Source organism: Chitinophaga oryziterrae, from assembly GCF_009758125.1.
GTDB classification, from domain to species: domain Bacteria; phylum Bacteroidota; class Bacteroidia; order Chitinophagales; family Chitinophagaceae; genus Chitinophaga; species Chitinophaga oryziterrae.
This window is the reverse complement of sequence record NZ_WRXO01000009.1, coordinates 317,917-339,123: the sequence shown is the minus strand read 5'-3', so window position 1 is coordinate 339,123 and position 21,207 is coordinate 317,917. Positions and strand designations below refer to the sequence as shown.

The 21,207-nt window shown below is 45.8% G+C and carries 15 protein-coding genes; 6 read left to right on the top strand and 9 right to left on the bottom strand.

The genetic code is table 11. The features are described from left to right. Window positions 1-53: 53 nt before the first annotated feature. The 6 genes from GO495_RS25735 to GO495_RS25710 all read left to right on the top strand — a co-directional run bounded on the left by GO495_RS25735 (window position 54) and on the right by GO495_RS25710 (window position 10,580). On the top strand, window positions 54-3,665 hold the full coding sequence (locus GO495_RS25735) for a response regulator (RefSeq protein WP_157302821.1): 3,612 nt from the start codon (window positions 54-56) through the stop codon (window positions 3,663-3,665). A gap of 2 nt (window positions 3,666-3,667) precedes the next feature. Beyond that, window positions 3,668-4,063 (top strand): response regulator, encoded by a 396-nt coding sequence (locus GO495_RS25730; protein ID WP_240915329.1) that lies wholly within the window; start codon window positions 3,668-3,670, stop codon window positions 4,061-4,063. 101 nt (window positions 4,064-4,164) lie between these two features. Next, window positions 4,165-4,644, top strand: a complete 480-nt coding sequence (locus GO495_RS25725) for a sigma factor (RefSeq protein ID WP_157302820.1) — start codon at window positions 4,165-4,167, stop codon at window positions 4,642-4,644. A 52-nt stretch (window positions 4,645-4,696) separates the two neighbouring features. Then, a complete protein-coding gene (locus GO495_RS25720; protein WP_157302819.1) occupies window positions 4,697-5,929 on the top strand; it encodes a FecR family protein in 1,233 nt (410 codons plus the stop codon). An 89-nt stretch (window positions 5,930-6,018) separates the two neighbouring features. Beyond that, entirely contained in the window at window positions 6,019-9,237 is a 3,219-nt protein-coding gene (locus tag GO495_RS25715; protein WP_157302818.1) for a SusC/RagA family TonB-linked outer membrane protein, read from the top strand. After that, the gene (locus GO495_RS25710; RefSeq protein ID WP_157302817.1) at window positions 9,234-10,580 is read left to right on the top strand and encodes a RagB/SusD family nutrient uptake outer membrane protein; all 1,347 of its coding nucleotides are present in this window, start codon (window positions 9,234-9,236) and stop codon (window positions 10,578-10,580) included. Before GO495_RS25715 ends, GO495_RS25710 begins: the two co-directional genes overlap by 4 nt. Window positions 10,581-10,586: 6 nt before the next feature. Here the strand turns inward: GO495_RS25710 and GO495_RS25705 are convergent, their stop codons facing one another. From GO495_RS25705 to GO495_RS25665, 9 genes are all read right to left on the bottom strand, one after another. Then, entirely contained in the window at window positions 10,587-11,627 is a 1,041-nt protein-coding gene (locus tag GO495_RS25705) for a hypothetical protein (protein ID WP_157302816.1), read from the bottom strand. Between the two features lie 84 nt (window positions 11,628-11,711). Further along, window positions 11,712-11,930, bottom strand: a complete 219-nt coding sequence (locus tag GO495_RS25700; RefSeq protein WP_157302815.1) for a hypothetical protein — start codon at window positions 11,928-11,930, stop codon at window positions 11,712-11,714. A gap of 101 nt (window positions 11,931-12,031) precedes the next feature. Next, window positions 12,032-12,439: a MauE/DoxX family redox-associated membrane protein gene (locus GO495_RS25695; RefSeq protein ID WP_157302814.1), complete on the bottom strand. Its 408-nt coding sequence runs from the start codon at window positions 12,437-12,439 to the stop codon at window positions 12,032-12,034. Between the two features lie 65 nt (window positions 12,440-12,504). Next, entirely contained in the window at window positions 12,505-12,906 is a 402-nt protein-coding gene (locus GO495_RS25690; RefSeq protein WP_157302813.1) for a hypothetical protein, read from the bottom strand. 92 nt (window positions 12,907-12,998) lie between these two features. After that, window positions 12,999-14,057 (bottom strand): response regulator, encoded by a 1,059-nt coding sequence (locus GO495_RS25685; protein ID WP_157302812.1) that lies wholly within the window; start codon window positions 14,055-14,057, stop codon window positions 12,999-13,001. Window positions 14,058-14,064: 7 nt separating this feature from the next. After that, on the bottom strand, window positions 14,065-15,324 hold the full coding sequence (locus GO495_RS25680; RefSeq protein WP_240915328.1) for a PAS domain-containing sensor histidine kinase: 1,260 nt from the start codon (window positions 15,322-15,324) through the stop codon (window positions 14,065-14,067). 115 nt (window positions 15,325-15,439) lie between these two features. Continuing rightward, the gene (locus GO495_RS25675; protein ID WP_157302811.1) at window positions 15,440-16,291 is read right to left on the bottom strand and encodes an alpha/beta hydrolase; all 852 of its coding nucleotides are present in this window, start codon (window positions 16,289-16,291) and stop codon (window positions 15,440-15,442) included. A gap of 88 nt (window positions 16,292-16,379) precedes the next feature. Next, window positions 16,380-17,936, bottom strand: a complete 1,557-nt coding sequence (locus tag GO495_RS25670) for a SusD/RagB family nutrient-binding outer membrane lipoprotein (RefSeq protein WP_157302810.1) — start codon at window positions 17,934-17,936, stop codon at window positions 16,380-16,382. Window positions 17,937-17,953: 17 nt separating this feature from the next. Continuing rightward, the gene (locus GO495_RS25665; protein WP_157302809.1) at window positions 17,954-21,097 is read right to left on the bottom strand and encodes a SusC/RagA family TonB-linked outer membrane protein; all 3,144 of its coding nucleotides are present in this window, start codon (window positions 21,095-21,097) and stop codon (window positions 17,954-17,956) included. Between the last annotated feature and the right edge of the window lie 110 nt (window positions 21,098-21,207).

The window sequence follows — 21,207 nt, the reverse complement described above, 5'->3', positions numbered from 1 at the left end:
AATCACTCTCACTTATATAAGTCAACGCACACGCCGACTAAACAATTGAATGGATGAAAGTTAAAGCTACTTTTAAAAGAAATCTGCTGATAGGGTTTGGGTTGTCTTTGCTTCTGCTGGTGATGAGTTCAGTAGCCTCCTTTTTTAGTATCAAGAACCTGCTGGCAAGTGCTTTTTTGGTAGACCATACCAACCAGGTGATCCTGCAATTGGAGAATACCATATCGGTGATGAAAGACGCCGAAACAGGACAGCGGGGTTACCTGCTGACTGGTGATGAAGAGTTCCTCGATCCATATAAAGGCGCCTTTGACAGTGCATTGGCCGCCGTAAATAATATTCAGGCATTAACACAGGACAATCCTGCCCAGCAGACTTCGATCAGAGAGCTGAGGGGCATGATCAACCGCCGGCAGGCACATTTGCAGCATTCTATAGATTCCCGTCGTGCCGGACAGCCAATTAGTTTTGACAGTCTGCAGGGGGGCCGCATGATCATGGACAGTGCCCGTAAGCTGGTGATGTTGATGGAAGACAGGGAGCGTCACCTGCTGCAGCAACGTACGGCCAATCTCAATAGTGTTTCTGGTTATACACCTGTTCTGATCGTTATTGCAGCTTTACTGGCGTTGCTCATTACTTCTGTGTTCTACACACGTGTGAAACGTGACTTTGAAGAACACAGTAAACTACAGGGGGCCCTGGAAGAAAAAGACCGTGTAACCAGTCACCGTATAGATATTATCCGCAACATCGCAGAAAAGATCTCCGCCGGAGATTATTCTATCCGGGTAGACGATGCAGAAAGTGATGGATTAGGTAGTTTGTCTGTGTCTCTGAATAAAATGGCGGTTTCCCTGGATCGTTCATTTAGCCTGTTATCGGAAAAGGAATGGTTACAGGCAGGTATTGCCGGATTGAATAACAGGATGGTAGGAGAGAAGACCGTAGAGGTACTGGCGGCTCATATCATAGAATTCCTGGCAGAATATACCCATAGCCAGGTGGGTGCGCTGTACCTCAGTGAAGGAAGCCGTAGCTTAAAACTGACCGGTAGTTTTGCATTCATCAATACGAACGGTCGCCTTGAGATCCCTTTAGGGCAGGGCCTTGTGGGGCAATGTGCAGTAAGCGCCAAAACAATCATACTGAAAGATATCGCACCGGAAAATATCTCTGTCAGTTATGCCGCCGGAGAAATCAGACCAGTGTCTGTTATAGCCGTACCCGTTATATACGAAGGGTCTGTAAGAGGTGTGATAGAGCTGGCCTCTCTTACAGCGTATACGCCTGCGGAACTTGCGTTCCTGGAGTCGGTTACCCATAACATAGGGATTGCGGTCGTTACCTCGGAAAACCGTCGCCGTGTACAGGAATTGCTGGAAGAAACACAGGCACAGTCGGAAGAGTTACAGGTACAACATGGAGAATTAGAGAATATTAATACGGAGCTGGAAGCACAGGCCTCCAAGCTTCAGGCATCAGAAGAAGAGTTACGTGTGCAGCAGGAAGAACTGCAACAGGCCAACCAGGAACTGGAGGAAAGGTCGCGTTTGCTGGAAGACAGGAACCAGGTCATTGTAGAACGTAATCTTGAAATACAAAAGAAAGCAGAAGAACTGGAGATCAGTACCAAATACAAATCGGAGTTTTTGGCGAATATGTCGCATGAACTGCGCACCCCGCTGAACTCTATCCTGTTATTAAGTCGTCTGCTCTCTGAAAATAATGAAAAGAACCTGGTCCCGGACCAGGTAGAATCTGCACAGGTGATACAGAGTTCCGGTAAAGGGTTACTGAACCTGATCGATGAGATCCTTGATCTCTCCAAGATAGAATCCGGGAAAATGGACCTGGAACTGACGGGAGTAGCGGTACATGAAGTTTGTGAGGATATGGAAGCGTTATTTGCACCTATCGCCCGTGAAAAGAACCTCGATCTTAAAGTAAATATCCTGGCCAATGCGCCTGCGTTAATAGAAACTGATAAGATGCGCCTGGAACAGATCCTTAAAAATCTGCTCTCCAACGCACTTAAATTTACGGCCAAAGGGAATGTTACTTTGCAAGTAAGTGCGCTGGAACAAAACGGACAGCCTTACATTCGTTTTGCCGTAAAAGATACCGGTATCGGTATTCCCGCGGATAAGCAACAGGTGATCTTTGAAGCATTCCAGCAGGCAGACGGGGCTACCAGACGCAAATATGGTGGTACAGGACTGGGATTGTCTATCAGTCGCGAACTGGCCAAACTCCTGGGCGGAGAGATCCGGCTGGAAAGCGAACCGGATAAAGGCAGTGAATTTATAGTGACGATCCCGGTACGTCCGCAGGCAGAGGCAGCGCCTGTTATCCAGGTAGCCACGCAGCAGCAGGCAGAGGAAGTATGGATACAAGCCAGGAAGGCTAAGAATGATGAGCTGCGTTTTACCGCGAAGGAAATACCCGCAGAAATACCGGACGACAGGGACAATATAACGGCTGAGGATAAGGTGATCCTGATCGTAGAGGATGATACCAGTTATGCGGCCATCCTGCTCGACTTTACCCGTAAAAGAGGCTATAAAGGCATTGTAGCGGTAAGGGGAGATCATGGTATTGAAATGGCAAACCGCTACAAACCGGCGGCTATCCTGCTGGATATCGTACTACCGGTACAGAATGGCTGGAAGGTAATGGAGGCGTTGAAAGCGAATCCTGCTACCAGGCATATACCCGTGCATATCGTTTCTTCCCTGGAAGCCAGGAAAGAAAGTTTGCAGAAAGGAGCCGTGGACTTTATCAGTAAACCCCTGGCACTGGAACAGATGCCGCTTGTTTTCCAACGTCTGGAAGATGCGCTCACACGCAATCCCAAGAAGGTGCTTATCGTGGAAGAAAATGCCAAACATGCGCAGGCGCTGGCTTACTTCCTGGAAAACTTCAATGTAAATACAGAGATCACAGGAAATATAATCAGCAGCGTTAATGCCCTTAAAAAGGAGAGCGTAAACTGTGTGATCCTTGATATGGGCGTACCTGATGAACAGGCATATGAAACACTGGAAACAGTAAAGGGGAATCCCGGACTGGAAAACCTGCCTATCATCATCTTCACCGGTAAAAATCTGTCGCGTGCAGAAGAAAACCGTATCCGCCAGTATGCAGATTCTATTGTGATCAAAACGGCACATTCCTATCAGCGTATGCTCGATGAAGTGGCATTGTTCCTGCACCTGGTAGAAGAGAAAGGCGGAGAGAAACCACTGCGTAAACAACAGGGGCCATTGAAAGAAGTACTGTTGAATAAAACAGTATTGATTGCGGATGATGATGTACGTAACATCTTCTCTCTCACGAAGGCGCTGGAACAGCATAAGATGAACATCATTTCTGCACTGGACGGTAAAGAAGCCATGCAACAGCTGGAAATGAACCAGAAAGTGGATATTGTACTGATGGATATGATGATGCCTGAGATGGATGGTTATGAGACCATTAAACAGATCCGTCAGATACCTAAATACCGTAACCTGCCTATCCTGGCAGTGACAGCAAAAACAATGCTGGGCGACAGGGAAAAATGTATTAAAGCAGGCGCTTCCGATTACATTTCAAAACCGGTGGATATAGACCAGTTAGTGTCCTTATTGCGGGTATGGTTATATGATAATACGAGAATCTAATAATGAACAGGATGGGAGCAGCCGGAAAAAAGATATTGATCATAGACGATGATAACCGTAATATTTACGCGTTAAGACTGGTATTAAAATCTAAAGGATTTGACTGCCTTACGGCTACTGATGCTGCAACAGGGTTACAGATGTTGCAGGAAGAAAAGGAAATAAACATTGTATTAATGGATATGATGATGCCCGAAATGGATGGTTATGAAGCCATTGGCATTATCAGGAACACACCGGCCATTGCTGATGTGTATATTGTGGCAGTCACGGCACAGGCCATGGTAGGAGACCGGGAGAAATGCCTGGCCGCCGGCGCATCGGCTTATGTGTCGAAACCAATAGACGTAGACGTGTTACTGGAGCTGTTGAATGAACAGCTCACCAGTAGAAAATAAGGGTAATGTATACATGTTAACATGTAGTTAACGTTTTAAGGAGGCCGGAAAGCGGATATTTACGTTAGCAACTGTTAAAGATATTTCCCAAAACACACTGTATGCAGCATATGGATGATTCGGCTATGCTTAATGCGTTAAAGGGTGGAGACATAAAAGCTTACCGGTATTTCTTTATGAAATACTATAAGCCATTGTGTCTGAAGGCCCGGATGATGCTGAATAGTATGGAAGAAGCAGAACAACTGGTGCAGAAGATCTTTGTAGAAGTATGGGAAGAACAACTGTACCTCGAGATCGAACAGTCTGTAGGAGGGTATTTCTACAGGAAAGTTCATAATAGTTGCGTAAACCTGGTAAGGAGAAGTGATTCCGGCAGCCACTTTTCTACCGATCATGGTTTTTTGCTGATGCAGGGTATGTTGCCCGGTAAGCAAATGCAAAATAGTATGAATATTGCCTTGTTATCCTATCATGAGCGTATCCCGGCATTGTTTCGTATACTGGAGAAAGGCGTTAAAGCCTTCAGACGTGTGTTAAATGTAACCCTCGAAGCGTTATGTATCCATATCAAGCTATAAGCGCGCGGGAAAACCTATTTGTCCAACATAATCGTAATTTTGTCTTTCCCTGATGGCTTATAATGACGAACATATATTTCAGTTGATTCTGGAGAAGTTGAGTGGCGAAATAAGCGACGAAAACAGGCTATACCTTGAGCAGGCTGCGCGGGAGGATGACAATATAAGACGATGCCTGGAAGAAATGGAAGAAGCTTCTAATGTGGCCGGACCGGAGTTTATGGATGATGTGTATAATGAGATGGCCTGGAGTAACGTGTTGTCTTTATTGGAAAATGATCAACCGGATAGGAAGATTGTAACGGTTTCTGCTGATAATGAACCTCCTGTCAATGAAATAGCTGCAAACACTGATAATAAAACACCTGAAAATACCGGTCATGAAACACCGGTTACTTCCGGCCGTCGCCTTGTTGCCCTTCGTACCTGGCTGGTGGCCGCTGTTACATTGACCATCATTTCCTCTTTACTATACTTTTTCATAGCAGGTACGGGTAAACAACCTTTACCGATCGCTAAGAATAAGATCGTTATCCCCTCATCAGGAGATATCCGCTTACTGTTTGATAATGGTAAAACCATTTCGCTGCCCGGTAGCGAAGGGAATGTGATCTCAATGGCTACGCTTGCCGGCAAACAAGGGGAGTGGGGTACATTACTGGTCCCTACCGGCAAAAACTATCAGGTATTACTGGCAGACGGCTCTGCCGTACACCTGAATGCTTATTCCAGTCTTCGTTTCCCTTTCAGCTTCTCTGGTAAAATGAGAGAAGTATTCCTTTCCGGAGAGGCCTATTTCACGATAGCTCCAAAGGCAAAGGATCCTTTTGTAGTACACTCCGGTGTAACAGCCGTGAAAGTACTGGGTACCTCATTCAATATCAACGCTTATTCGGATAGCCTGATCATTACCTCTCTGGTAGAAGGCAGTATCCTTACCGGGGATGATGAAGAACCGGAAGTTCAGTTACAACCAGGTACGGAGGCTATCTACCGTAAAGGTTACCTGCGTCAGATCCATCCTTTTGATGAAAATATCACCCTGGCCTGGCGTAAGGGACAATATAACTACTATAACGAATCCCTTGGTACACTGGAGGCTATTATCCTCCACTGGTACGGTAAACAGCTCCTGTTCGAAGACCCTGCACTGGCCGCTAAAAAGCTGACAGGTATCATAGAAAGAGATAAGCCGCTCACGGATTTCCTGGAAGGACTGGGTAAAACATCCGGCCTTTCCTACCAGGTGAACGGAGACAAGATCTATCTTACTGAGAAGCAATAGGCTCCCCGCCCACATTATGCATTCTGCATTAAAATACTTACATTTAGTTCCGGCGTCTGCGTAGTAAGCCAACTCTATAAAATTCACGGATGGTTAAGCATGTTTGTAACGCTTATGGATACCTCTTCATATTATCCCTGCTGCTGTTTACGATAACAGTTAACGCCCAGACGGGTAAAGAGAATGTCCGTATCACCATCAACAGCAATCATATTCCTCTTTCCGGTATTTTTAAAATAATAGAAAAACAAACAGGCTACTACTTCGTATTCGATAATGATATCCTCGACGTATCCCGGAAGGTAGGCATACACATCAAAAAAATGCCCTGGAAAGACGCCTTATCCTATGTCTTAAAGAATAAAAACATCAGCTGGCATCAGCAGGACAGGCGTATATTCCTGCAAAAGAAAATCATCCCGGAAACAGAGCCCCCCACAGATACGATTTCCGGTACCATCCTCACGAACACAGGTTCGCCTTTACCCGGCGCTACCATCGTTATAAAGGGAACTTCCCGGGGCGTAACGTCCAATAATGAAGGGCAGTTCTCCCTGCAACAGCCTGCTTCCGCTGTACTGCACATCTCTTCTCTGGGATTTATCCCTGTAGACACTACACTCAGCGCTCATGGTATACATACCATCCAGCTACAGGAAGCGGTGAACAGCCTCGATGCCGCCGTGGTAATAGGTTATGGGGCCAGCAGCCGCCGTCTGCTCACCGGTTCCGTTGGCAGGATCAGTGCGCAACAGATCAGTGCACAACCCATCGCCAACTCATTAAACGTCTTACAGGGGCAGGTTCCGGGTGTGCTGGTCACCAACACCAATGGGCTGCCAGGGGCAGAAGTAAAGCTGTACATCAGGGGGCGTAATTCCATTGCTGCCGGTAATGATCCGCTGTTCATTATTGACGGTGTGCCTTTTGATATTACCCCGCTGAATAATATTGATGAACTCTCTGGCGCCATCAAGCAAATCAGCCCGTTTAACAGTATCAGTCCATCCGATATAGAAAGCATAGACATTCTGAAAGACGCTGATGCGACTGCTATTTACGGCTCCCGGGGAGCCAATGGCGTAGTGCTGATCACCACCAAAAAAGGAACGCCCGGTAAGAATAAACTGGACATTAACATATACACCGGGGCGGGTAAAACATGCGATTATCTGCCTATGCTTAGCACGAAAGAATACCTGGCCATGCGCCGGGAAGCATTTGCGAATGACGGTGAAACAGTAACTGTGGCACAGGCCCCCGACCTGCTGGTATGGGATACTACCCGTGAAGTGAACTGGCAGAAAATGCTCACCGGTCGCACAACACATATCACCAACGCACAGGTATCATTCTCCGGTGGCAACAGTAACACTACTTTTTTCACCGGCGCTGATTTCTATCATGAAGGCACTGTGATACCTGCCCCACTTGGCTATCGCCGTGGTGGCGTACATCTCAGCGTGCAGCATCATACAAAGGACCAGCGCTTTGAGGCAGCTTTCTCCGGCAGTTTTACCGGCGATAAAAACGAAAGCATCGCCAGTGATGTATTTACTTTTTACAACCTGCCGCCGAACTATCCATTGTACGAGAAGGATGGCAGCCTGTTCTGGGGATCCTCTCTGGATAACCCGGAAGCCTATCTGCGCCAGCAATCCAACAGCAAAACCAATAACCTGCTAAGTAATGGGGTACTGCGTTACCGCCTGTTGCCAGGTTTAAACCTGAAAACAAGCATGGGCTATGCAGACATCCGTATGCAACAGGTATTCACCTTCCCGCAGTCTTCCCAGCACCCGCAAAATGCGCCTGTGAGCCTTACACGCGTGGGGGAAAATGGGCGGCAGTCGTACATCATAGAACCACAGGCTGATTATACCCTGCGCATTGCCCGTGGCAGCCTGCATATACTCACCGGTGGTACCTGGCAGCAAACTACCAGCAAAAGCGCTTATGCAGAAGGGCAGGGCTACAGCGACGAAAGCGGGCTGGGGGACCTGAAAGCCGCAGATACAGTTATCAGGCGGCCGGATAGTCGTATCATGTATCGCTATATTTCATTTTTCACCCGCTTTACGTACGACTGGCAAAATAAATATATCATCAATGCCAGCTATCGCCGTGATGGGTCTTCCCGTTTTGGCCCGGGCAAACAATTCGGGAATTTTGGCGCGTTAGGGGCAGCCTGGATATTCACCGCGGAAAACTTTATGAAGAGTGTGTCCTGGTTAAGCTTCGGTAAGCTGAGGATGAGCATGGGCATCACCGGTAATGATCAGATCCCGGACTATCAATACATGAGTAACTATGGAGTAAATGGCATTTATCAGAATATCAATACTTTACGGCCATTACGTATCGCCAATAATAAATACAGTTGGGAAGAGAACCGTAAATTAGAGGCCGCCATAGAACTGGGTTTCTTAAAAGACCGGATATTCTTCTCTGCGGCCAGGTACTCCAACAGCAGTACCAATCAACTGGTAGGGTATCAGTTGCCCGGTATAACCGGCTTTACCAGTTACCAGGCTAACCTGCCTGCTATCGTGAAAAATACAGGCTGGGAATTTGAACTCACCACCAGCAATATCAGCCATCATCATTTTAACTGGTCCAGCGGCTGGAACCTTACGTTTTTCAGGAACAGACTAAAGGCTTTTGACAGATTAGCCTCTTCTTCCTATGCCAGTTCTTATGTAATTGGTCAGTCGCTCAATATCGTAAGAGGATATCATTTCACGGGTGTAGATGCGCAAACAGGCATCGCTCAGTTTGAGGATATCAACAGGGACGGGCGTATTACAAGCGGGGGCGATTTCAGGACTATCTCAAAGAGGGACCCGGATTTTTATGGAGGGGTGAATAATGAATTTTCCTGGAAAGGAGTAAGCCTCAGTTTCTTCTGGCAGTTTGTGAAACAACAGGGACAAACCATCATCAGTGCACCCGGAGCAATGGTGAATGAAACAACAAGGGCGCTTTCACGCTGGCGTAAACCCGGCGATGTAACCATGGTGCCGCGTGCCACTACCACACCCGGCAACCCTGCTTATAATGTGAATGCGAACCTGCCGTTATCCAATGCCGGTTACGAAGATGCTTCCTATCTGCGGCTCAGGAACCTGTCTGTAGGATATAAGCTGCCGGATGCCTGGTTAAAACGCATGCAGTTACAGTTGTGCAGGGTGTATGTGCAAACGCAGAACCTTGTGACCATTACCGGTTATAAAGGGCCCGATCCGGAAACACAGATCGCATTGCCACCATTAACAATCATTACAACGGGAATACAATTAACGCTATGAAATACTTTCTTTTTATAGTTTGTTGTCTGCTATTATTTTCCTGTAGAAAATTAATTACAGTAGATACGCCTGTCAGCGAACTGCCGGCCGGCCAGGTATTTAACAGCGAAGCGCTTGCCGATGCTGCCGTTGCAGATATCTACTATGTGTTGTCCGGTTATTACACCAGTAGCATGTTAACGGTTATCAATGGTATGACTGCCGACGAACTCTCTACCCTCAATCCTTCTTCCACGGTGTATGTCAATAACGCTATACAACCGGCTGATCCTTTGGTATTGTCTACCTGGCGGGATTTTTACAAAGCTATTTACAGGGCGAATGCAGTACTGGAAGGACTGGCAACGGCTACCAATATCTCCGCCGGTAAACAGGCAGGGCTAACCGGGGAGGCCAGATTCCTGCGGGCATTTTCCTATTACTACCTCGTCAACAACTGGGGAGACGTACCACTGATCACTACTACAGACGTTACACAAACCGCCACTGCCTCAAGGGCAGCGGTAGCGGACGTTTATCAGCAGATCATGTCCGACCTGCAAAGTGCCGTATTGTTATTACCCGAAACTTACAGCAGCACTGAAAAGGTACGCGCCAACAAATGGGCGGCAACGGCCATGCTGGCAAGAGTTTCCCTGCAAAGGGGCAACTGGCAGGATGCAGAGACGAATGCCTCTCTCGTCATTAATGCAGGTGTATACCTGCCGCTTTCTTCATTGGACAGTGTCTTTCTAAAGAACAGCCGGTCGGCTATTTTACAGATATGGCTGAAGGATGGTTTTACTATAGCCGGACAAACATTCCAGCCATCGAATGCCGGTACTTTTTCTTTTTTCCCTTTAACCACAGACCTGATGAATGCCTTCGAAGCAGGGGATATGCGTAAAGATAAATGGACCGGCACTTTTACCTATGGGGGCAGTCTTTACTACTATCCTTTTAAATACAAAAAGAAAATAGCGGCTTACGGGGATGATGCAGAATACCTGATGGTATTACGTATTGCAGAACAATTTCTGATCCGCGCAGAAGCCAGGTGCAGGCAGAATAATATAGCCGGTGCCGTTACCGACCTGAATATCATCAGGCATCATTCGGGACTGGCAGATCTCCCGGCCGATATGGACCAGGAAACCTGCCTGCTGACCATTGAAAAAGAAAGAAGGACAGAGATGTTTACTGAATGGGGCGACCGCTGGTCGGATCTGAAACATACCGGTCGTATCAACACCGTAATGTCTGTACAGAAACCCGGCTGGGACTCCACAAAAGTATTGTATCCCATTCCGCAACAGGAGCGGAACAGGGACCCGAATCTTACACAGAATAAAGGATATCAGTAAAGTCTTTTATTTCGCTACGATTTCAGAAGTATCAAGATCCCATGCATAGATCCTGTCTCTACAGTTTACGATCAGTACATCATCATAGATAGCCAGTTTATTGATCTTCTCCCTGGTATCTCCTTTTAAATAAAAACTTCCCCGGTATTCACCTTTACGCAGGTTATAAACATCAATCACAATATTATTTTTATATCCCTCGTCTTCATTATCTGCTTTAAGCGTGGAACGTACATATAAATAACCTTTGTACACACAGCTCGCCGCATTGATCATATGGTCCGGCCCCTGGCTGGTGTATACGTGTTTTGTCCTTGCATCTTTATCAGACAGCTCAAATCTGAAATGAGTGAAGGTATCAATTGTATGCCCTGTATTTGCAAGTTGCAGGGAAGTATCAAAAGAGATATAATTGTTGTTATAATAGTGAAGGAAAGTAAAGAGATGCGTTTCCGGATCATAATGTAAAATACCATCCGTAGACATTCCTCCATCCATATGTATTTCAGACAAATGTTTTTCTTTGGAGATACTGTCGCTGGTAACTTTTACAAAGAACTGGTCGGGTACTTCGGTGCTTAATTTACGCAGTATAAAAGTGCCGTTGCCCAATGAGTGGGCCTGTGAAAAAGCCCCGGCGGGCAGTTGTTTTTTGCTGATAGCACCGGTACTTACATTTGCCGTAATAATCGCCGGTTTATTGAACGCATAGATGTATACAGCAGGAGAATCCACCTGTGTATAAAAATCCTGGTCCAGGGAATCCACGGGCAGATTGATCAGTTTTCTATCCTGCAGCAGGTGATTGGTAGCAATTATTTTTTTAGGATTACCGGTAGCAAAAAAGAACTGGGTAGCCGTAGCGCCGCAGATATTCTGGATGACGCCTCTGGTAGAGATATTTGCTAAAGGAGTAACGGTATGTTGCAGGTAATGTCTGTTGAATCCATTTTTGTTTTTATTAGGAAAATCGGCTGTATATACCAGGAATGCTACAATAAAAAGTGCAATGAACAGCAATGCTGTTAAATAATAAATACGTCTCATAATTAATACCCCTTGAATGAAAAGAACCGGCTTCGTTAGGAGCTCTCTAACGAAGCGCTTTGGTCCCCCTAAAAAACTACAGGATTACGGCTTTCTGATCAGTGTATAAGGTGCTTCTACCATGAAAGCACATTGTACATTGTTCGCGCCTGCGCAATAGATGGTTTTGATATCGCTTTGTAAGCCAACAACAACTGAAAAGTCGTTCAGCATCCATTCGGTACTGGATTCTGATTTGCCTGCGAAGGCAGAACCGGCAGCAAGTACGGCCGCCAGGAAAGTAATAGAGAACATCTTCTTCATGGTTAATTATTAAAAAAGGATTATTAATGTGCCTACTCTGATTTGCAGGTTTTCGGCTACTCCTGTGAATGTTAGTGCCTATAGGTTAAATAAAAAGTGTTTTAATGCTTTGGTTGCAGTAATGTCCCGGCTGCGGTAAGCAGTATAAAAACAACATTAAGAATGATATGTGCCTGCCAGGAAAGGGCTTGTAATACGCCCCCGCAGGAACACGGAATATAATAACTCAGTTGCAGCATGGCTGCCAGGTAAAAAGTAAAAAGGCATAACAGAAAAAAGGAGAGGTATAAACCCGTTAAACGGGAACGGTTGAAGGAAAGCATGCCGGCAATGATAATTTCGCCCAGGGGTAATGCCCAGGCCAGTAGCGGCGCATAAAAGGTAATGAATGGAGACTGGCCCAATTGTCGTCTGAAGGTATGATAGTCCAATAGTTTACTGATACCCGTATAAATAAAAAGGAATATCAGCAGGGCACAGATTATGTCGATGAGTAATTTTCTAGGCATATGATAAAGGTGATAGCAATATAGTAATTATTTTTAATTTGTTATCATCCTTTTCATATAGATTCTCAGAGTTTGTTTACAGGGGGAGGAATATTGAGGGCAACGGCCGGAAAATTAATATGCAGGTAATCTTCGAACGTATTCGTTAGGCGTTGTATATCCTTTTCCATATTATCCAGTTTCTGTTGCAGGTGTACCTGGTGTCTGTAGATATTATCACGGTTAACAGTATCGGTATAAGGTTGGCCCATCCATAACTGTTGTAAGGCCATTTCGCTGCGCAGTGCTTCGAAACGGGTATCCTGCTGGAGAAAAAGGGTATTGAAATACTCCATTTTCTCCAGCAGTGAGCGGTCGAAATGATATTGGAGGATATGCGCCAATTGGGTTTTAAGCGCAATATTTTGATTCTCCAGTATCGCCAGCTGTTTTTTACATATACTTAAGGCATTGTGCAGATCTTCCATTTCTAATCTATCTTATCTTCTGTAAAGATAAGGAGGTCCATGACGGCCACATATAACTGGCGTCACCAGGAAAAGTGATTTTTGTCAGGTTATTAATTAATCAGGTTGGCCAGTTTCTGTTCATTTAATATGGTAATCACGCCTTGTTTGATCTCCAGTAATTTCTCATCCCGGAAATCCCCTAAAGTCCTGATCATAGACTCTGTGGCAGTACCTGCTATCGTGGCCAGGTTTTCCCTGGACATATCGATAGAGAAAGGTTCATCTGTAGTCTGGTGGTACTTCTTCTTAAGGAAGAGCAGCGCTTCTGCTACTTTTTTCCTTAATGAACTGTAGGCCAGGTGCAGTAACTGCTGTTCTTTTTCAGTAATATTCTTTGCCAGCAGGCTTATGAACTGCCGCGCCACATCCCGGTTATTATTGATGAGCGTTTCAAATTCTTCCCTGGGAATGGCTGTTAACTCACAGGCTTCCAATGCTTCCGCGTTCTCATGGTAATTGCATCCTTCCAGCAGGGCTACATAACCCAGAAATTCTCCGCTGTTATAGAGGTTCACTGCCAGCTCTTTACCATCATTATTCACTTTATAGGTCTTTACCTTGCCTTTTTGTATGAAATACAGACTGGTAGGGCGGTTTCCTTCCTGGTAGATTAATTGTTTCTTTTTGAAGCGGTCGGTATTCCCCTCTTCCATCAGTTTTTTAAGAGGATTACTGCCGGTAGCAGTAATTAATAATTGTTGGAGGCCTTCCATATCCGATGGCAGTTGTTGTTGTTTAAGTTCCGCTTTTTTTAGTCTTCTTTCCACGGCATTCAGCAGGTCCGTACCGCTGAATGGTTTTGTAATATAATCATCTGCGCCTAATTCCATTCCTTTGCGGAAATCACCGCGCTCACTCTTCGCTGTTAAAAATATGAACGGGATGTCTTCTACTTCGGGATGTTTCTGCAGCAGGTGTAATACACCGTACCCGTCCAGCACAGGCATCATGATATCGCACACAACCAGTTCAGGCAGGTGTAATAATGCCAGTTCCACACCGGTTTTACCATTCTCCGCTGTAATTACTTTATAGTTGGCAAGTTCAAGGATTTCCGCAGTATTATCACGGATATCATCATTATCTTCTATTAATAGGATCGTTTTCATATCTTATTTATTGACGGAAAGTTACTGTAAAGGTAGTGCCTTCGTTTAATTCGCTATTGCAGGTTATCTGTCCGTTCATCAATTCTGCGTACTTACTCACGATATGCAAGCCAAGTCCCGTCCCCTGTATATTACTTACATTCGCTCCCCGGAAGAAACGTTCGAACAGATGTTGCTGATCCTCAGCAGAAATACCTATACCGGTATCTTTAACAGTTAAAACCACCTCGTTGCCTGTATGGGTAGTGGTTACTTTTATAACCGTGTTTTTGGCGGAGAATTTGATAGCATTGCCCAATAGGTTCAGCAGGATATGTTTCAGCAGGGAAGGGTCTAAGGAAACTTCTGTTGGCCCGGTATGCTCATAACTGATCTGTTGTCCTTCCTGTACAATATCCTGCATCTCCTGTATTACCCCATTGATATGCATGTAAACATCAAAGCTGCTGGTACGCAGGTGTACACCACCTTCCTCGATCTTTCCTACAGACAGGAAATCATTAAGTACCTCGGTTAATAAGGTAACGGAAGAGATGATACGTTGTATATGTTTGCTGCGCCTGTTCTGTTCGTCTGTCGATGTATATTGATTTACAAGGTAGGCAGAAGAAAGAATAGTGGAAAGGGGAGTCCGGAACTCGTGGGAAGCCATGGAAACGAACCTTGATTTCAACTCACTGAGTTCCTTCTCTTTATTCAATGCCAGCATCACTTCCTCTTTGGAATGTTCCAGTTGCTCCAGGGCATGCGTGAGTTGTTGTGTACGTTCGGAGATCTTTTGTTCCAGTTCGTTGTTCAGGATCTCGATCTTTTCTTCAGACTTTTTACGTTCTGTAATATTATTGATATAGGCGATAACAAAAGCGCCTTCTTCATGTTTATACTGACTGAGGCTTATCTCCACAGGAAATTCTGAACCATCTTTCCTTCTGGCAAATAAATCCATGCCAATGCCCATTGGCCTGCTCTGTGGATGATGATTGTAATTTTCCCGGTGATGCACGTGACTCTCATGCACACGTTTTGGCATCAGGATCTCTATTTTTTCCCCCATAAGCTCTTCCCTGGAATATTTAAACTGCTCAAGGGCAAAGTCATTAATCAACACGATCTCCCCCTGTTGATTTGTAACAAGGATACCGATACTGGCATAGTTAAAGAGCGCTTCAAACCTTTGTAGTTCTTTATTATACTCTTTCTTGTAAAGATTATTATTGCTGATCATATTATCCAGAAAACGTAAAGGCTTTTGCAACCATTTTATCATGCTATTCATGTTTGCCATTAAAGAATAATGGTAAATATAGCTTATAGCCACAAATTTCCTGAATGTTAATATACTGTCTGATGATGAGCATCAGCAGGCCGGATGATAATGGTCATCAATATTGCAGCACCGTTTTCTGTAGCCATTTTCCGGCCAGGGCAGGCCATACGTCCGCTGCACTGTTCCCGGTCCTTAAGCCGTAACCATGTCCTCCATGGGCATAAAAATGGAGTTCTACGGGGACTTTTGCATCCCTGAGGGCGCCTGCCATTACCAGGGCGCTGTTACCATAGGGATCATCAGCGGTGGCAAACAGGAACATAGGTGGTGTCTGGGCATCTACGGCCAGTTCCGGCGTGAGTGTTCTGTTGGTACCCTGGTCCAGGTATGCAGGATATATCAGCAGGGTAAAAGCCGGTTTGGCGGATACCTCATCTGCCGCATCGGTTTTTGTATAACTGTCTTTGTTATAAAGCGTACTGATCCTGGCGCTTAAACTCCCCCCTGCAGAAAAGCCCATAACACCTATTTTTTCCGGGTTCAGCTGCCATTGTTTAGCCCGGCTTCTTACTATCCTGATAGCCCTTTGTACGTCCTGTAAAGCCCCTTCCTGTTTCTTCGGTACCCGGTATTGCAGCACGAATGCAGTGAACCCCATCTTATTCAGCCATTTAGCTATTTCGTAGCCTTCCAGGTTAATGGCCAGGATCTGGTAACCACCACCGGGGCAGATGACTACTGCTGCTCCATTGCCTTTACCTTCAGGCTTAAATACCTGTAGGGTGGGATCGGTAACATCCGTAAGACGGGTAACTCCTTTGCTGGTATCCGAAGTAGGGACAGCTGCCTGTTTAGCCGCTGTTTCACCAGGCACATTGCCCGGCCATAAATGAATAATATCCTTATCCTGAGAAAATACATGCATCCCTGAAATGAGTAATAAAATAAAGCAAAATCCGTGTTTCATATTGTGGAGGGTTTACAGGAAACAAATTACAAATAAAAACGGGGAAAGAGTAAACCCTTTCCCCGTTTCAGACAAAATATAAGGTGTATTAATTTTTATCCCACCATAAAGGGGTCAATGCATTATCCGCACCATTCAGTAACGTAACGGCTTTCGTTACTTCTGCTCCATTCGTTTGCTTTTCGATTTCTATAAAAGGAATACGGCGTATGGCCTTGCCGGCAGGAATATCTGCATTATCACTGTTCACCACAGGATAAAGGACCGGATACCCACTGCGTCTTACCTCTGCCCATCCTTCAAAACCATCAGGATATAATGCCAGCCATTTCTGGGTACCGATCTGTTCGCGCTGTGCTGCTTCTCCGGCGGCCCAGGCGATAGTGGCGGTATTCACTGCCGCAGATGCCTGCTGATCGCTCAGCGCAACAGGTTTTGCCGTACTTGTTTTATAGGATGCGATCACGCCGGCATCCGTAATGCCCCATTGGCGCAGTGACATTTCAATGCCTGTTTCATAAAGGTTTTGTGCATTGTCTCCCATATTCCAGCCATTCAAAGCGCCTTCTGCACGCAGGAAATAAGCCTCTGCACAATGCATGATATCCTGTGGAGTTCCATATGTGTACACCCATTTTTTATCGTCGGCGCTCCAGGTGATCCATCTTGAACCTACATTGGAATTATAATCACTGGTGTTCTGATCTATGTTCAGCTGAGTAGCGGTAAGACCGTTACGTACACCATGATATTCACCGTTCTTTACAGCCGGCTGGAAGAACACGGCTATACGCGGATCGTTATATCCTTTCAGCATAGATTCCATGGAAGCGCTCATCCGGAATTCATTCCATCCGGAGATAACGCTCAATCCGTTACCATCATTAACCACAGTAGCTGATTTAAGCATCATGGCATCATCTGTTACCGCTGTCATTACACCGGCTGCTACCGCTTTCTCTGCTTCTGCTTTGGCACGGGCAGGATCTGCTTTGGAAATGCGCAGCGCCAGGCGCAGGCGTAAAGTGTTGGCGAACTTTGTCCATTTAGCTACGTTGCCTTTATAAATGAGATCATAGGCAGCGAAAGGAGTGGCCGCAGGATTGGCATTCAATCCGGTTACAGCGCTGTCCAGTTGTTTGAACAGATCATCATAAATACTTTCCTGACTATCATAAGGGATAGTGGTAGTAGGCGCACCTGCTTTGAAATAAGGCACCGGACCATAATAATCTGTTACACGGTGAAAGGCAAATACCCACATGACACGGGCCACTGCATACTCTGCAGTGGATGCGTCCGTATTTGCAAAGATGGTCTGTAACTGTGGCACTACCTGGGTGTAATGATTCGCCCAGTGCGTCTTTACCCAGTCGAACCGCATCACGTACCTGTCGGAAGGAAAGTAAGTCGCGGTAGTGGCAAAGTATTGTGCATATAGATCTGCAAACAGGTTCTGTGCCACCTGGTAATCACCACCGGTGTAAGAAGCTGCGGATTCTACTTTAGAGAACATGTAAGGGAGTTCCGCTTTGGTGATATTCACCACTTTCACCGGGTTCGTATTCTTACTGTCAAAGTCTTTGGTACAGGCACTCATGCTAAGCACAGTGCCGATTAATACCAGGCTTGAAATATGTTTCATTCAATAGTTTTTTTAGCTTAAAAGGATAACTTAACATTCAATCCCAGACTACGTGTTGTAGGCAGGTTCCCAAATTCAATACCCTGGAAGTTACCGGCACTGAGATTTACATCCGGATCAAATCTCATTTTGCGTTTGCCTATACCGGGTATATCCATGATGGAAGAACCTCTGTACAGGAATAACAGGTTCCTGGCAACAAAGGAGATCTTGGCAGATTTGAAAACAGATTGTGGTTTCAGTCTGAATGTATAACCGGCTGTCAGTTCCCGTATCCTGATATTGGTAGCGTCGTAAGTGAAGAATTCGCCCCAGCTGTAACGGCCACCGGATACGGTTGTCCAGAATGTTTCTGCATTGATGGCCTTGTCATTTACCTGTTTGGTGGTTTGGTTGAGCCCGGGTAATACCCAGCCACCACTGCGGTATTTTTCAGTGTATTCTGCGGTACCGTCGAAAGCCATAGTAGCCTCTGTACCGGAAGTCATTACACCACCTACTTTACCATCTATCAGGAAACTCAGCGACCAGTTATGGAAAGAGAAACTATTGGTAAAACCAAAGGTATACTTAGGATTGAAGTTACCGATCAGCTCTGTACTGGCAGAACCAACAGGTTTTCCTTTATCATCTAATAAATATTGTCCGGTAGCAGCATCACGGGCCCAGCGGGTAGCATACAGGTCTCCGTAGGAACTTCCTTCTTTCACGATAGGAGTAGCTGTTCTGCCGAAGCCATTACCACCTAATACGCCTTGTTTGATATCAGGGCTCAGTGCAATTACTTTGTTCCTGTTTACAGCGTAGTTTAATATGATATTCCACTGGAAGAATTTCTGTTTTACAGGGGTACCATTCAGTGTGATCTCTATCCCTTTGTTCTGGATATTACCAGCGTTGATGTACTGGTTATCAAAACCGGTGGTAGGGGTCAATGCCAGCAATAGCAACTGGTTCACAGAGTTTGTTTTATACGCTGTTACATCGATCCCGACACGGTTGTTGAAGAAACGCCATTCCAGACCGCCTTCATAGGAGGTAGTCTGTTCCGGTTTCAGGTCTCTGATGGCTTTTGTACCATCCCTGCGGATATAACCTTTAGTCCCACCTTCTTCATAGGTGTAAGTCTGGAAGAGGTAGTAAGGGTCCGGGTCATTACCGGCACGGGCATACGACGCACGTACCTTACCGAAAGACATCCAGGAAGGTAATGTTACGATATCAGATACAATGGCAGAAAGACCGACAGATGGATAGAAGAAAGAATAAGGTTTTGGTAAAGTAGAAGACCAGTCGTTACGCCCGCTCACATCAAGGAAGAGGTAGTCGCGGAAGCCGATATTGGCGCTGGCGTACACTGATTGTAATTCACGGTCGATTACCGAAGTAGTTACACCTCTTGATGTAGCGTACAGGAGATCGAATTTATTAGGGATGTTCAGTCCGTTCGCGATGGTGGCGGTATAATCGCTTTTCCTTTGCAGGTCGCTGGCTCCAACATTATAAGAGATCTTCAGGTCTTTGGAAAGGTCGTTGTTACCTGATACCAGTACATCCGCATTTCTTTCCGTTACATTTCTGAATCCAACGGTCATAGAACCACCTTCACCGGCAAACAAGAGTGTACCGTTGTAAAAGATGTTCCTTGATTTATCGTTGTACCTGTCTAAGGTATAACGGCCCTGGATACTCAGCCATGGGGTGATTTCATATTTAGCGGAACCCAGTAACATGATACGGTTACGTACTTCATTGTAGGAAGTGCGGTTGGCCATCCAGTAAGGGTTCATATAAATAGAGGAGGAGGGAAGCCAGTATAACGGCATCGGCTGATTGGTGTTTGGATTGCTCGTCTCATAGTTTTTCAGCTGATCGGAGCTGACGCTGCGAGGCACTTTGTATAAGTCGATGATCAATCCATTTTCTTCACCGGCCTTTGGTTTATTTTCAATGTCCTGGTTTACGTAGGTCAGCTTTGCATCTGTAGACAGTCTTTTGCTGATCTGTGAGTTTAAGCGCAGGTTTACCGTATGACGGGTGAGGTCGTTATTAGGAGCGATACCCTGTACCTTATTATTGGTATACGATAAGTATCCCTGTGTTTTTTCTCCGCCACCGGTTACAGCGATGGAGTTGTTCATGGTAACTGCATCGCGGAAGAAATCCTTTACGTTATCTTTATAGGTGGTGGTGGCTGCACCCCAGCTACCACTGGCATTGGTAGAGGAAACGCCGCCATTACCCTGTCCGTACGTATTCTGGAACTTAGGTAATGAAAGAGGGTTCTCAGTAGCAATGCCGCCGTTATAATCCACAGCGATCTTGCCTGATTTTCCTTTTTTAGTGGTGATGATGATAGCGCCATTTGCCGCGCGGCTACCATATAATGCGGCCGCTGCCGCGCCTTTCATGATGTTGACAGACTCTATGTCATCGGGGTTGATATTTGCCGCACCGTCGCTGCCGTTGTACCCACCGAAGTCGTTGCCTAGCTGGTCAGGCTGGGAGTTGTCGATTGCCACGCCATCTACAACAAACAGGGCATTGTTATTACCGGAGATAGAGCGGTTACCACGTAACACTACGCGGGAAGCACCACCCGGGCCGGAAGCGGATTGTGTAATGGCAATACCTGCTACTTTACCGGAGAGGCTGTTTACAAAGTTGGCATCCCTGCTTTCATTCAGTTTTGCACCATCCAGTTTCTGGGCAGCGAAGGTGAGTGTTTTGGACTCACGACGTATACCCAGTGCAGTTACTACAATTTCATTGAGCCCTTTTGTTTCGGTACCCAGTGAAATGTTTATTTCCTGCCGGCCGTTTACCTGTTCCTGCAGGGCAGCCAGGCCCACCTGCGTGAATTCAATGGTGGCATTCTTTTTCACTGTAATGATGTAGGATCCGTCCCCATTGGAGACTGTACCATTGGTAGTACCCTTTTCTTTTACGGTTACGCCTGGTAACGGAGAAGAGCCATCAGTAATAATACCTTTTACCTGGATTTTTGGTCCGGCAGTATCCTGTGGCAGGTTGTAGCTACGGTCCCGTCCGGGTTTTACAGGTTTCCCGGAAGCCTGCACACATATACCCATACCGAGGGCAATGGAGAGTGGCAATGCGCCACTTCGCAACAGGTTAAACATTTTGGTTGACAACGTCATGTTGATATTTGGTTTCTAGGTTACAAAAAGCGATTTAGCAGCCTGTGGTTGAAACAGGCCTGACATCAACATCAACTATTAATTAGCAGCAAATAAGTATACTGATACTA

Coding starts and splice junctions, on each gene's coding strand:
- GO495_RS25665 (WP_157302809.1), bottom strand. CDS start 21,097: ATGACGTTGTCAACCAAAATGTTTAACCTGTTGCGAAGTGGCGCATTG.
- GO495_RS25715 (WP_157302818.1), top strand. CDS start 6,019: ATGGTTAAGCATGTTTGTAACGCTTATGGATACCTCTTCATATTATCC.
- GO495_RS25700 (WP_157302815.1), bottom strand. CDS start 11,930: ATGAAGAAGATGTTCTCTATTACTTTCCTGGCGGCCGTACTTGCTGCC.
- GO495_RS25705 (WP_157302816.1), bottom strand. CDS start 11,627: ATGAGACGTATTTATTATTTAACAGCATTGCTGTTCATTGCACTTTTT.
- GO495_RS25710 (WP_157302817.1), top strand. CDS start 9,234: ATGAAATACTTTCTTTTTATAGTTTGTTGTCTGCTATTATTTTCCTGT.
- GO495_RS25695 (WP_157302814.1), bottom strand. CDS start 12,439: ATGCCTAGAAAATTACTCATCGACATAATCTGTGCCCTGCTGATATTC.
- GO495_RS25690 (WP_157302813.1), bottom strand. CDS start 12,906: ATGGAAGATCTGCACAATGCCTTAAGTATATGTAAAAAACAGCTGGCG.
- GO495_RS25725 (WP_157302820.1), top strand. CDS start 4,165: ATGCAGCATATGGATGATTCGGCTATGCTTAATGCGTTAAAGGGTGGA.
- GO495_RS25730 (WP_240915329.1), top strand. CDS start 3,668: ATGAACAGGATGGGAGCAGCCGGAAAAAAGATATTGATCATAGACGAT.
- GO495_RS25680 (WP_240915328.1), bottom strand. CDS start 15,324: ATGATAAAATGGTTGCAAAAGCCTTTACGTTTTCTGGATAATATGATC.
- GO495_RS25720 (WP_157302819.1), top strand. CDS start 4,697: ATGGCTTATAATGACGAACATATATTTCAGTTGATTCTGGAGAAGTTG.
- GO495_RS25675 (WP_157302811.1), bottom strand. CDS start 16,291: ATGAAACACGGATTTTGCTTTATTTTATTACTCATTTCAGGGATGCAT.
- GO495_RS25735 (WP_157302821.1), top strand. CDS start 54: ATGAAAGTTAAAGCTACTTTTAAAAGAAATCTGCTGATAGGGTTTGGG.
- GO495_RS25685 (WP_157302812.1), bottom strand. CDS start 14,057: ATGAAAACGATCCTATTAATAGAAGATAATGATGATATCCGTGATAAT.
- GO495_RS25670 (WP_157302810.1), bottom strand. CDS start 17,936: ATGAAACATATTTCAAGCCTGGTATTAATCGGCACTGTGCTTAGCATG.